Raw genomic sequence first — 12276 nt, 5'->3', positions numbered from 1 at the left:
TCAGTATCTGAAACGCGGGTGCACGCCTCTTCCATGCAGGGACGGAGGTGACCGTTCGTGGCTGGCGAGTATGCCGACCTGGAATTCGGCCTTGTGTACGACAAGGCGCAGGACGCGTTCGATGTGAGCCTGCGGTTCACTGGGGTGGACACGGTCGACTGGCCGGAACATCCCTCTGACCTGCTGCGTCTCGATCTCCCCGCGCTGCTCGAACTCCTCGATGACGAGGACGCCTACGCCGAGGCGTTGTCGCGGATGGTGTTCGGCAGTGCCGAGATCTCGCGTTTCTACGAAAAGGCGATGGCCGCCGCGCACACCGCGCCGATCCACGTCCGATTGCACATTGACGGGCCCAGCCGGTTCCACGCGATCCGCTGGGAACTGCTGCGCGACCCGGTGACCGGGTTGCCCATTGCCACGAATTCCACCGTCCTGTTCTCCCGCTATCTGTCCGGCTCCGATTGGCGGCCCGTCCCGGTTCGCAAAGCGGGCGACCCGGTCGCGCTCGCGGTCATCGCGGCGCCGTCCGACCTCGCCGAGTACGCGCCAGGGGGGCGTGAGTTGGCGCCGGTGGATCGCAAGGGGGAGTGCGACCGGGCGAAGAAGGCACTGGCGGGGTACCGCACCGAGGTGCTGCCCAACGCCAGTCTCAACGCCGTGGTCGAGCGCCTGCAGGACGCTGACGACCCGATCGACGTGCTGTACCTGGTGGCCCACGGCGCGCTCACCGACGATGTCCCGCTGCTCTTCCTGGAGACCGCGGACGGCAAGGCCGATCCGGTCGACGCGCGCAGGCTGGTCGAGGCTTTCCAGCATCTGGAGCGGAAACCGACGCTGGCCATGCTCATGTCGTGCCGGTCGGCGGGGACGGCGTCTACCGACCATGGCGCGCTGGCCGCCCTCGGGCCGCGGTTGGCGGCGGCCGGGATCGCGGCGGTGGTGGCGATGCAGGGCGACGTGACGATGTCGAGCGCGCAGACCTTCGCCGAGCGGTTCTTCGCCGAGTTCGCCGACGACGGGGTGGTCGACCGGGCCGCGGCGGTGGCCAGGAGCGGCATCCGCGACCGGCCCGACTGGTGGGTGCCGGTGCTGTTCTCCCGGCTGCGGTCCGGCCGCACCTATTACCGCACCGAGGTCGGCGGCGAGACGTGGGGTTCGCTGGCGCTGATGATGCGGACCGGCCGGTTCACCCCCGTTCTGGGCCCAGGGTTCGCCGACGGCATCGTCGGCTCGCGCATCGAGATCGCCCGTCGCTGGGCGCGGCGCTGGCAGATGCCCATCGCGCCCGCGGGGCGGGGGAACTTCGCGCAGGTCGCCCAGTATCTGAGGGTGGGCCGATCGCCCGGCGAGGTGCGCGCGTTCCTGATCGACTATCTGATGAGTGATCTGCGCGACCGCAGGCGCCGCGCCGATCCCGCCGACCTGATCGCCCAGGTTCCGCAGCACCTGCTCGACGCCGCGGAGCCGGAGCCGGTGATCCTGGAGTTGGGCAGGCTGCTGCGCGAGAGCGATCCCGACGAGCCCTACCGGGCCGCCGCGACCCTGCCGGTCAAGGTCTACGTCACCACCGGCTGGACCGACCTGCTCCAGCAGGCGTTGCGCGCCAACGACCAGCCCAAGACGCCGACCACGCTGTGTTTCCCCTGGAACGACTCGGTCGAGCAGGTCGACCCGCGCACCCTGGAACCGCCGACGGTGGTCAAGCCGTGGGTCTACCACCTGTTCGGCAGGCTCGACAACCCAGACTCGGTGGTGCTCACCGAGGACGACCACTTCGAGTGGCTGACCGCGTGGATCGACCAGCGCCCGTCCATCCCGCCCGCGGTGTCGGCCTCGCTGATGAAGAACTCGCTGATGTTCCTGGGCTACCGGCTCGACGACTGGGATTTCCGGGTGGTCTTCCAGGGCATCAAGAGCTTCGGCGGCAGCTCGCGGCTGCGCGCCAACTCCCATGTCGGTGTCCAGGTCCGGCCCGAGAGCCAGACCATCGAGCCCGAGGCGGCCCAGCGCTACCTGGAGTCCTACTTCGGTGAGGACCGGGTGAGCCTGTTCTGGGCCGCCACCCGCGACTTCCTCAGCGAGCTGCGGGCCAACGCGGCGGGTGCGCCATGAGCGCCGACACGGTGCAGAGCTGGTCAGCCGCTCGTGACTTCTCGTGCGAGCCGCGGGCCGACGAGGAGGGGGCGCCATGAGCGCCGACACCGCGCCGATCGTGCTGCCCGCGGCCAATCCCTATGTCGGGCCGCGCGCGTTCCGCCGCGACGAGCGGCTGCCCAACCGGCAGCAGGCCGCCCGCGAGGTGGCCGACCTGGTCATCGCCGAGCGGGTGGTGCTGCTGCACGCGCCGTCGGGGGCAGGCAAGACCTCCCTCATCCAGGCGGCGGTGGCCAGGATGCTGCGCTCGGACGGTTTCGTGCCGACCCCGCCCGCTCGCGTGGACAAGCAGCCGACCGCGAGCGGCAACCGGTATGTCCACAGTGTCGGGGTCGACCTGCTCGGCGCCGAGACCCCAGGCCTGGCCGAGCTGACCTTGGCCGAGATCGTCGAGCGGATGGAACCGCCGCTGCTCGACGGCGCCGCCCGCGTCCTGGTCCTCGACCAGCTCGAAGAGGTCCTGGCGCTGGATCCGACCGACGGTCCGGCCAAAGAGGAGTTCTTCCGCCAGCTCGGCGCCGCCCTGGCCGACGGCACCCTGTGGGCGCTGCTGGCCGTCCGCGAGGACTACATGGGCGGCCTGGACAAGTACCTGCGGTTCCTGCCGGGCAGGCTGCGCGCCCGGTACCGGCTCGACTTCCTCGACCACGGCGAGGCCCTGGCCGCCGTGCGCACCCCGGCGGGCGAACAACGGGTGTCCTTTGTCGACGGTGCGGCCGAGTCGCTGGTCGACCGGCTCGCCAGGGCCAGGGTCGACCGGCCGGGCGGCGGGGACGACTGGCTCAGATCCCCTTACGTCGAGCCGTTCCAGCTCCAGGTCGTGTGCCGCACGCTGTGGCGGGTCGCTTCGGCGCGGGCGGGGGAGAGCTTCCGCGAGATCGGCATGGCCGACGTCGACCTGGTCGACATCGACCGCGCGCTGAGCCGCTACTACAGCCACGCGCTGACCGAGTTGGAGCGCGAACTCGGCGTGTCGCAGCGCATCGTGCGGGACTGGTTCGAACGCGACCTGATCACCGCGCGCCGCTTCCGCGCCCAGACCACGCGCTCTCCGGTGCCGGGCGAGTTGGGCGCGCGGGTGCTCGACGCGCTGGAGGACGCCTACCTGATCCGCATCGACAGCCGGGCGGGCACCACCTGGTACGAGCTGGCGCACGACCGGCTGATCAACGCCGTGCTCGACGCCAACCAGTCGTGGCGGCACGCCACGCTCGACCCGTGGCAGGTCGCCGCCTACGAGTGGCGCCGCAACCAGCGCCAGCGCGCGTTCCTGCTCACCGGCGACGCCCTGCGCCGCGCGCCGCAGCCCGCCGCGGCGGGGTTGGCCGACCTGGAGCGCGAGTTCCTGGTCCGCTCCCGCGACGAGGCGGGCCTGGCCGACGCCCGCGGCGTGACCAACAGACTGGCGCTGCTCGCCGCCGCCGAGGCCGTGGTGATCGTGGTGCTCGCCGTCCTGTTGGTCGTGCTGACATGACCGAGCTTCCGGTCAACGGTGTCGACGCGGACACCGGGGGATACCTCTTCCCCGGTGACACGGTCGAGACGGTGGCGGCGGTCGCGCGGGGCGAGCGGCCAGAGGAACGCCACGTCCGGGCGCTGCGCAAGCGTGACCAGCAGCGGGAGCCGACGTTCGGGGTGATGTTCGGGTTCGACCCGGAGGACTTGGCCTCGGTCGGGTGGGCGGTCGTGACGACACCGGCCAGTCCCGTGCTGGACGCGCTTCGTCCGTTGCTCGACCGGCGCAAATCCCAGGCGGGCGCGCTGTATCGGGAGTTGGTGGTCGAGCCGGGTGACGACGACGGCGCGTTCCTTCGTCGGCATGGGGCCGCGCCCGGACCGGCAGAGCCCACCAAGATCCCGTACTACCTGCTGTTCGCGGGTGACCCGGCCGAGTTGCCGTTCAGCCTGCAGTACCAGCTCGACGTCCAGTACGCGGTGGGCCGCCTGCACTTCGACACGCTCGACGAGTACGCCGCCTACGCCGCCGCGGTGGTCGTGGCTGAGGAAGCCGAACCGTTGCCGCCAGGGATCCACTTGTTCGGCGTGCGCAACCCCGACGACCGGGCGACGACGCTGAGCGCGGCCCAGCTCATCGCGCCGCTGCACAAGGAACTGACCGACCACGGAGTCACCGTCGCCGCTGATGTGGCGGAGCAGGCGACCAAGACACGGCTGGCCGCGCTGCTCACCGAACCGCACCCGGGGCGCGTGCTGTTCACCGCCTCGCATGGCGTCGGGTCGGCCAAGCCGAACATGCGCGAGATCCAGGGCGCGCTGCTGTGCCAGGACTGGCCCGGCCCGATGGCCGCCGCGCCGCTGAGCACCGACTACTACTTCGCGGGCGCCGACGTCGTCGGTCCGCCGACGCCCGACATCGTGTTCTCCTTTGCCTGCTACGGCGCCGGGACACCGGCGGCGGCCGAGTTCCCCAATGGGCACGACGCGGGCCGCGCTTTCGTTGCCCGGCTGCCGCAGCGGTTGCTGGCCGCGGGCGCGCTGGCCTTTGTCGGGCATGTGGACCGGGTGTGGAGCTGCTCGTTCCTATGGCAGGGGATGGACCCGCAGATCGGTGCCATGGCCAGCACGCTGCGCGCCATGGTCGCCGGACAGCGGCTCGGCTCGGCGATGGAGTATCTGAACCAGCGCTACGCGGCGATCGCGACCGAACTGGTCACCAGAGTCGACGAGTTGCGCCGCACCGGACGCAAGATCGACGACCAGGCCCTCGCGGCGCTGTGGACAGCCAACACCGACGCCCGCAATTACATTGTTCTCGGTGACCCGGCCGTGCGGCTGGGGGCCGGGAAGGGCCCATGATCTTCGTCGAACCCCACGGCGACCTCGCGGTAGTGCGCCTCGACCACGGCAAGGTCAACGCGCTCGACCTCGAACTCTGCGACGCGATCAGCCGCACCGTGAGCTCGCTGGCGGCCGACGCGATCGTCCTCGCCGGGGCCGGTCGGGCGTTCTCGGCCGGGGTGGACCTGCGCCGGGTGGTCGACGGGGGAGCGGAGTATGTGGCGGCCTTCCTCCCCGCGCTGAGCAAGGCGTTCCTGGCCGTCTTCGACTGCCCGCGCCCGGTCGTGGCCGCCGTCGGCGGTCCGGCGATCGCGGGCGGCGCGGTGCTGGCCGCGGCGGCCGACTACCGGGTGATGTCCGGCGGCCGGATCGGGCTGACCGAGCTGCTGGTCGGCGTCCCGTTCCCGGTGGCGGCATTGGAGATCGTCCGACACGCCACCGAGCGGCACGCCGCGCGGCTGGTCAACACCGCCGTGGTGCTGGAGCCCGCGGACGCGCTGCTGGTCGGTCTCGCCGACGAGGTCGTGGCGGCCGACGACCTGCTGCCCACCGCGCTGGCCCGCGCAAGCGAGCTGGCCAAGGTCCCGGCGGCGGCGTTCGCGCTGACCAAGGAACAGCTGCATCGGCCCGCCCGGACCCGGATCGAGGCCACCCGCGCCACCGACGATCCACGTGTGACCGCGCTGTGGCAGGCGCCGGACGCGTTGGCCGCCATCCGGTCGTACCTGGACGCGCTCGCTAGTAGATGATCTCGGCGGCGAACCTGGACGCACTGCACGAGATCGCCCTCGAAAGTCCAGCCACCGGTTCTCGCAACCGCACCTAAGGGGCACCGTGACGGAACCTGACCACGGCTACCCACAATCCGCACCGGTCCTCCGGTAGGCGACCAATTCTTAGAATTCCGGGGAGGCGGACATGTGCAGGCGGACGACGGTCCCGGTGGCCGACGAGCGGATCTGGACCAGGTCGCAGAGCTGGTTGGCCAGCCACACCCCGCGCCCGCCAGGGACCGAGGGCAGCGGCACGGTCCGGCCGACCATCGGGTCGACGATGTGGCCGCTGTCGCTGATCTCGCACACCACCGCGTCGCCGTCCGCCCAGACCCGCAGCGTGCCGCGTTCGCCGCCGTGGCAGATGCTGTTGGTGACGATCTCGTTGGTCGCCAGGGTCAGGTCGAGCGCCTTGGCCCGGCTGAGCCCGAACCCGCCTGCCCGCACGGTGACCAGGTCGCGCAGCTCGGGCAGGTCGTCGAGGGCGAAGTGGGCGATGTCGGAGACCGCGTCCGGGGCGGGCAGGTCCGCGCTGAACTCGACCTGCGCCGACTTCGGGTCGAATCCGGCGCTGGGGCTCACGGTCCCGTTGGTCACGATCACGGGGTGGTTCGCGGCGCTCGCGTCGAGCGCGGCGGCGGGCATCCTGGCGTCGATGGAGCAACGCAGTCGCAGCGGCGTGCCGTCGAAGGCAGCGTTGACCAGGGCGTCGTGCAGCTGGGCCTCGATGTTCGCCGCGTCGCTGCGGCCGGAGTGCACCGGCTCGCCGACACCGCGCGACGGGCCGGAGCCTGCCAGGCCGCGGATGGCCGGGATGATCCGGGCGGGGTTGCGGCCGATCTCGCGCAGGTCGAGGTAGGTCACGGCGCCCGCGTCGGCGCCCAGACCGGCGCGCACGCGGTCGAAGCGGTCGGGCGACAGCAAGGCGAACACGGGCTCACCGGCGCGCACGCCTTCCCGGAGGAAGTCGACGGTGCCCGCGAGGAAACCCGATTCGTCGCGGTAGACGAGGGCCTCGTGCACGAACTCCGGTGCGCTCGCCGATGTGTCCATGCGAAAGCTCACGTCCTCGGGCAGGTCGGGGCGTCATCCTGAAGCTCAGGACGCCGGGGAGCGTCGCACGTTGCCTGCACCTGGAAAGGGTACCCGTGCCCACTCCGACCGGCGAGACGCGGCGACCCCCGACAGACTTGAGGGTGAACGGTGTTCATGGCGAGGAAGGAGTCGGTCGGTGGCGGATTTCGACGGTCTGTCGGCGTTATTCGTGAACTGCACCCTCAAGCGCTCCCCCGAACGGAGTCACACCCAGGGGCTCGTCGACGCCAGCGCGGGCATCATGGCCCGCAACGGCGTGTCGGTCGACCAGTTCCGCGCGATCGACCACGACATCGCCACCGGCGTGTACCCGGACATGACCGAGCACGGCTGGTCCAGCGACGAGTGGCCCGCGCTGACCGCCCGGGTGATGGCCGCCGACATCCTGGTCGTGGCGGGCCCCATCTGGCTGGGCGACAACAGTTCGGTGACCAAGCGGATCATCGAGCGCCTCTACGCGCTGTCGGGCCTGCTCAACGACGCGGGCCAGTACGCCTTCTACGGCCGGGTCGCGGGCTGTCTGATCACCGGCAACGAGGACGGCGTCAAGCACTGCGCGCAGAACGTCCTCTACAGCCTCCAGCACATCGGCTACACCATCCCACCCCAGGCCGACGCGGGCTGGATCGGCGAGGCGGGACCGGGCCCGTCCTATTTGGACCCGGGATCCGGCGGCCCGGAGAACGACTTCACCAACCGCAATACCACGTTCATGACCTGGAACCTGATGCACCTGGCCCGGATGCTCAAGCAGGCGGGCGGCATCCCGGCCCACGGAAACCAGCGCAGCGCGTGGGACGCAGGCGCCCGGTTCGACTTCGAGAATCCGGAATACCGATAGCTTGGCTTCCATGGTCACCACGCTGGCGGCGTCGCCGAAGAAGCACCGGGTGAGCGTCGACGACTGGCTCATGCTGCTGCTGGCCGTCGCCGCCGTCGGCCTGCTGTCCTACCGGACGTTCTGGCACCCGCCAGCCGAGGTCGCCCGGCTGATCACCCGCGTCGACTGGGCCCTCTGCGGGGTCTTCGCCGTGGAGTTCCTGTGGCGCTGGCGGTCGGCGGGGTTCTCGCGGCGGTTCCTGAAGGTCAACTGGTACGACCTGGTGGGCATGGTGCCGGTGTCGAGCCTCTGGTTCCGGGCGTTTCGGCTGCTGCGTCTCTGGCGGATCGCGGTGATCATGACCCGCCTGCGCATGCCGGTGAACCGGTCGGTCGGCGAGGAACTGGCCCACCGCGCGATGGGCCGGTTCGGCGGTCTGCTGATCGACGTGGTGAAGAAGCCGCTGACGGTGGCGGTGCTGGAGGAGGTCGTCTCGGTCCTGCGCACCGGCCACTACGCCAGAAACCTGGCCAGCGCACTGGAGGAGAACCGCGCCGAGATCCGCCAACTGGTCCTCGACAAGATCAAACACGACCCCGACCTCGGGCGCCTGCGCAGACTCCCCTTCCACGACGACATCGTCGGCTCCGTCTCCGACGCCGCGCTCCGGGTGATCCTGGAGATGCTGGCCGATCCGCGGACCGACGAGCTGATCTCGGACCTGCTCCGGGAGAACATCGAACAGATCCGGGAGGCGGTGCGGTCGGGGGCACACCGGGACCTGCCGGAGTTCGTGCCCGCCAAGCCGCCTCAGTAGGAGCGGCTGACGAGATCACGTCACTGGATGTCGCTGTCGGGGTCCGGGAGTTGGTACGGCGCCTGTTCCGGCTCCACGTAGTCCACGCCCTCGACCTCCTGCACCGCCGCCAACGCCTCCTCCGGGGCCGAGCCGGTGATCGTGCCGACCGGCTCGATCACCTGTTCGATCCGCATTCCCGCTTCCCGCAGGTCGGCCACGACCTTGTCCAGGTGGGACAGGCCGGTGTCGTCGAGGGTGACGAGGATGCGATGGGTCATGGGGCTTGCACCAGACCCCCGCCGACGTCGGTCGACGGAAGGGGGAGGCGTCGGGCGGTCTGGGAGAGGCGGGCCCAGAGTTCCCATGAGCGGGCTCCTGTCGCCTGCGCGGTCAGCGCCGCCACGCCCGCGACGTGGGGGGTGGCCATGCTGGTGCCGCTGATTCGGTTGTGGCCCAACGGGGTCGGCCACGAAGAGTAGACGTCGACGCCGGGGCCCACGATGTCGACCGAGCCGATGCGGTCGACGGTGCCGCACGAGAACCAGGCGATGGCCAGGTTCACGTCGACCGCGCCGACGGCCATGATCGAGGGGCAGTTGGCCGGGTGGCCGACCGGGTTGATCTGGCCGTTCTGCCGCCGGGACTCGTTGCCCGCGGCGGCGATGATCATCGTGCCCTGGGCCATCGCGCGCTTGGCGACGGTCTCGTAGGTCTGGGAGTACGCGTCGCCGGGGCGGGTGGCGGCGCCGAGGGACATGGAGACGACCGGGCAGCCGTTGGTGATGGCCCACGCGATGCCGGACAGGATGCCGCCGTCGGTTCCCGAGCCGCGGTTGCTCAGCACCTTGCCCGCGTAGATCTCGGCCAGGTACGCCACGCCGTAGCCGGGGCCCTTCGCCGGGTCTCGCGGGCCCGCCGCGGTGCCGATGCAATGGGTGCCGTGGCCGTGGCCGTCCCGCACGGTCTCGTTCTGGACGAAAGAGTTCGTGGTGACGACGCGCCCGGCGAAGTCGGGGTGGTCGATGTCGAAGCCGGTGTCGAGGACGCACAGGCGGATGCCTTCGCCGGTGGCGGTGCTCAGCTGCGCGCCCACGGCCTGCAGGCCCCAGGTGAACAGGCTCTCGTCGGCCGTGGGGGTCGGTTCGGCCTCCTGCGCGCTGATCGCGTAGACGCGGCGCTCCTCCTCGATCAGGGCGATCGGACCCGGCTGGGTCGCCGCCCGGGCCAGCGCGATGACCTGGTCGGGGTCGGCGTTGACGACCGCGACGCCCAACTGGTGCAGCACGAGGCCGTCGGGGGTGCCGAAGTCGACGTCGACGCCGCCCGCGTCGGCGGTGCTGGTGGTGCGGATGCCCGCCACATCGTTCAGTTCCCGGGTGCCCGCCGCCACGGCGTCGTCCTCCATCAGCACGAGGTAGCGCCCGGTCGTCCCGCCCTGTCCTGGATTGGTCATGAGAGTCCCCGTTTCGTCGAACAGCCCGCCTCCCTGATGATCGGCCGTTCCGTACTGAATGTAACGCGGGTCACACCAACGGCCCTACTGTTGCGTTCCACTCACTGAATTCACCCGGTCGCCACAGACCGGGCGATTAGGGTCGGAGTCATGCAGACCTGGCAATCACACCCGGTGCCGCGGGTGTCCGGCACGCCCAAGCCGCTGCGGCTCCACGACACCGCCTCGGCCGAGATCCGGCTGACGACCCCTGGGCCGACGGCGACGATGTACGTCTGCGGGATCACCCCGTACGACGCGACCCACCTCGGCCACGCGGCGACCTACCTCGCCTTCGACCTGGTCCACCGGGTGTGGCTGGACAACGGCCACCAGGTGCACTACGTGCAGAACGTCACCGACATCGACGACCCGCTGCTGGAGCGCGCCGAGCGCGACCAGGACGACTGGGTCGTGCTCGGGATGCGCGAGACCGCCCTGTTCCGCGAGGACATGACCGCGCTGCGGGTGCTGCCGCCGCGTGACTACGTCGGGGCCGTCGAGTCCATCCCCGAGGTTGTCGAGGCCGTCGCCAAGCTGCTCGCCAACGGGGCCGCGTATCGCGCCGACGACGCCGAGTTCCCCGACATCTACTTCGACCACAAGGCCAGCGGCCACTTCGGCTCCGAGTCGCGCTATGACGAGGCGACCATGACGAAGTTCTTCGCCGAGCGTGGTGGCGATCCGGACCGGGTCGGCAAGCGGCATCCCCTTGACGCGCTGATGTGGCGGGTCGCTCGGCCTGGTGAGCCGTGCTGGGACAGCGAGCTGGGCGCGGGCAGGCCTGGCTGGCACATCGAGTGCAGTGCGATCGCGCTGAATCGTGTCGGCATGGGGTTTGACCTGCAGGGTGGCGGTTCGGATCTGATATTCCCGCATCACGAGTTCAGTGCCGCCCATGCCGAGGCGCTGACCGGTCGGCATCCGTTCGCGCATCACTACGCGCACTCGGCGATGATCGGGTTGGACGGGGAGAAGATGTCGAAGTCCAAGGGGAACCTGGTCTTCGTTTCTCGGTTGCGGGCGGATCAGGTTGATCCGATGGCGATTCGGCTTGGGCTGCTTTCCGGGCATTACCGCACTGATCGCACGTGGACTCAGGGTGTGTTGGACGAGGCCATTGCTCGGCTTGGTCGGTGGCGGGCGGCGGTGGAGTCGCCGACCGGTCCGGCCGCGGCGCCGCTGATCGCTCGGCTTCGTGAACACCTGTCCGATGACCTCGACACCCCCGGCGCCATCGCGGCGATCGACGCGTGGACGGCCCAGACCGGAACCGACGTCACCGCTCCCGGAGAGGCGAAAGCCGCGATCGACGCGCTGCTCGGCATCGCGCTCTAGGGATGGCACCCGCCCGGGTCAATAGTCGACGCGGTCCGGGCGGGCCTCCCAGGCGGTGAACGGGTCTATTTCGCCGCCGGTTCTGATGTTGTCCACGGCGACTGGCCAGGAGCCTCTCGGCTGGGTGAAGACGTCGTAGAAGCGGCGGTCGTCGAAGCCTGCTTTGGCGGCGTCGTGGCGGTCGGCGGCGTAGACGACTCGGTCCACTCGGGCCCAGAGGGCTGCCGCCAGGCACAGGGGGCAGGGTTCGCAGGAGGAGACCAGGACGCAGCCAGTCAGCCGGAAGTCGCCTATCGCGTTGCAGGCTCGGCGGATGGCGACGACCTCGGCGTGGGCGGTCGGGTCCAGGTCGGTGGTGACCTGGTTGGTGCCGCGGGCGATGACTTCATCGCCGCGAACGACCAGGGCGCCGAAGGGGCCGCCGCCCTCGGCGACGTTCTTGGTGGCCAGGTCCACTACCTCGGTCAGCCACGACAGCATGGCGGCACCTCCCGTTACTTCAGTCGGCAACTTCGGAGTCCGTTACTTCAGCGTGCGGCTGCGGCCGCGGAACTCGGCGACCACTTCGTCGTCGCGCCGCACGGTGACGTCGTAGATGCCGCTGCGGCCGTACCGGGTGCGTTCCTCGGCGGTCGCGACCAGGTCGTCGCCCAGGCGGACCGGGGCGATGAAGGTGATGTCGGCCCCGGCCGCGACGGTGACCGGGCCGTGGCTGTTGCACGCGCAGGCGAAAGCGGTGTCGGCCAGCAGGAACACATACCCGCCGTGGCCGATGGCGTGGCCGTTGACCATGGTCTCGGTGATCGACATCCGCAGCGTGGCCCGGCCTGGGCCCGAGTCGAGCAGTTCGATGCCCAGGGAGCCCGATGCCAGGTCGTCGGCCAGCATGCGGGTCACGGCGGCGGGGGTCGCGGGCTCAGGGGTCACGGTGTCCTCAGTACGGTTTGGGCAGGTCATCAGCATAGTGCGGGTTACTCAGCTCACACGTCAGTTGCTCTTCCGATAG

Annotated in this window: 12 protein-coding genes; 7 read left to right on the top strand and 5 right to left on the bottom strand. The window is 70.4% G+C overall.

All coding sequences use genetic code 11. The features are described 5' to 3' along the window. Positions 1-57 precede the first annotated feature (57 nt). The 4 genes from BN1701_RS11310 to BN1701_RS11295 all read left to right on the top strand — a co-directional run bounded on the left by BN1701_RS11310 (position 58) and on the right by BN1701_RS11295 (position 5702). Positions 58-2112: a CHAT domain-containing protein gene (locus BN1701_RS11310; protein WP_054048109.1), complete on the top strand. Its 2055-nt coding sequence runs from the start codon at positions 58-60 to the stop codon at positions 2110-2112. 76 nt (positions 2113-2188) lie between these two features. Next, the gene (locus BN1701_RS11305; protein WP_054048107.1) at positions 2189-3628 is read left to right on the top strand and encodes a hypothetical protein; all 1440 of its coding nucleotides are present in this window, start codon (positions 2189-2191) and stop codon (positions 3626-3628) included. Further along, complete coding sequence (locus tag BN1701_RS11300) at positions 3625-4971, top strand: hypothetical protein (protein WP_054048105.1); 1347 nt, start codon at positions 3625-3627, stop codon at positions 4969-4971. The genes BN1701_RS11305 and BN1701_RS11300 overlap by 4 nt, the downstream gene beginning before the upstream one ends. After that, on the top strand, positions 4968-5702 hold the full coding sequence (locus BN1701_RS11295; RefSeq protein WP_054048103.1) for an enoyl-CoA hydratase/isomerase family protein: 735 nt from the start codon (positions 4968-4970) through the stop codon (positions 5700-5702). The genes BN1701_RS11300 and BN1701_RS11295 overlap by 4 nt, the downstream gene beginning before the upstream one ends. Before the next feature lie 147 nt (positions 5703-5849). Here BN1701_RS11295 and BN1701_RS11290 read toward each other — a convergent pair whose 3' ends face one another. Next, positions 5850-6779: a sensor histidine kinase gene (locus BN1701_RS11290; protein WP_054048101.1), complete on the bottom strand. Its 930-nt coding sequence runs from the start codon at positions 6777-6779 to the stop codon at positions 5850-5852. Between the two features lie 178 nt (positions 6780-6957). Here BN1701_RS11290 and BN1701_RS11285 point away from each other — a divergent pair, with 178 nt between their 5' ends. Continuing rightward, positions 6958-7662, top strand: coding sequence for a flavodoxin family protein (locus BN1701_RS11285; protein WP_054048098.1), 705 nt, complete (start codon positions 6958-6960; stop codon positions 7660-7662). A 10-nt stretch (positions 7663-7672) separates the two neighbouring features. Continuing rightward, positions 7673-8458: an ion transporter gene (locus tag BN1701_RS11280; protein ID WP_054048096.1), complete on the top strand. Its 786-nt coding sequence runs from the start codon at positions 7673-7675 to the stop codon at positions 8456-8458. A 20-nt stretch (positions 8459-8478) separates the two neighbouring features. Here BN1701_RS11280 and BN1701_RS11275 read toward each other — a convergent pair whose 3' ends face one another. Both BN1701_RS11275 and BN1701_RS11270 read right to left on the bottom strand, forming a co-directional pair. Beyond that, positions 8479-8718: a hypothetical protein gene (locus BN1701_RS11275; RefSeq protein WP_054048094.1), complete on the bottom strand. Its 240-nt coding sequence runs from the start codon at positions 8716-8718 to the stop codon at positions 8479-8481. Further along, positions 8715-9893 carry a S8 family serine peptidase gene (locus BN1701_RS11270; protein ID WP_054048092.1) on the bottom strand — a complete coding sequence of 393 codons (1179 nt, stop codon included), beginning with the start codon at positions 9891-9893 and terminating at the stop codon, positions 8715-8717. Before BN1701_RS11270 ends, BN1701_RS11275 begins: the two co-directional genes overlap by 4 nt. A 150-nt stretch (positions 9894-10043) precedes the next feature. Between BN1701_RS11270 and mshC the strand changes: the two genes are divergently transcribed. Next, positions 10044-11270, top strand: coding sequence for a cysteine--1-D-myo-inosityl 2-amino-2-deoxy-alpha-D-glucopyranoside ligase (gene mshC, locus BN1701_RS11265; RefSeq protein WP_054048090.1), 1227 nt, complete (start codon positions 10044-10046; stop codon positions 11268-11270). Between the two features lie 18 nt (positions 11271-11288). Here the strand turns inward: mshC and BN1701_RS11260 are convergent, their stop codons facing one another. Together BN1701_RS11260 and paaI are read right to left on the bottom strand one after the other, a co-directional pair. Next, positions 11289-11750, bottom strand: coding sequence for a nucleoside deaminase (locus BN1701_RS11260; protein ID WP_054048088.1), 462 nt, complete (start codon positions 11748-11750; stop codon positions 11289-11291). 42 nt (positions 11751-11792) lie between these two features. Further along, the gene (paaI, locus tag BN1701_RS11255; protein ID WP_054055782.1) at positions 11793-12158 is read right to left on the bottom strand and encodes a hydroxyphenylacetyl-CoA thioesterase PaaI; all 366 of its coding nucleotides are present in this window, start codon (positions 12156-12158) and stop codon (positions 11793-11795) included. Positions 12159-12276 lie beyond the last annotated feature (118 nt).

This window comes from Alloactinosynnema sp. L-07 (assembly GCF_900070365.1).
Classification (GTDB): domain Bacteria; phylum Actinomycetota; class Actinomycetes; order Mycobacteriales; family Pseudonocardiaceae; genus Actinokineospora.
The sequence above is the reverse complement of the archived record's forward strand: the minus strand, read 5'-3'. Positions and strand labels throughout refer to the sequence as shown.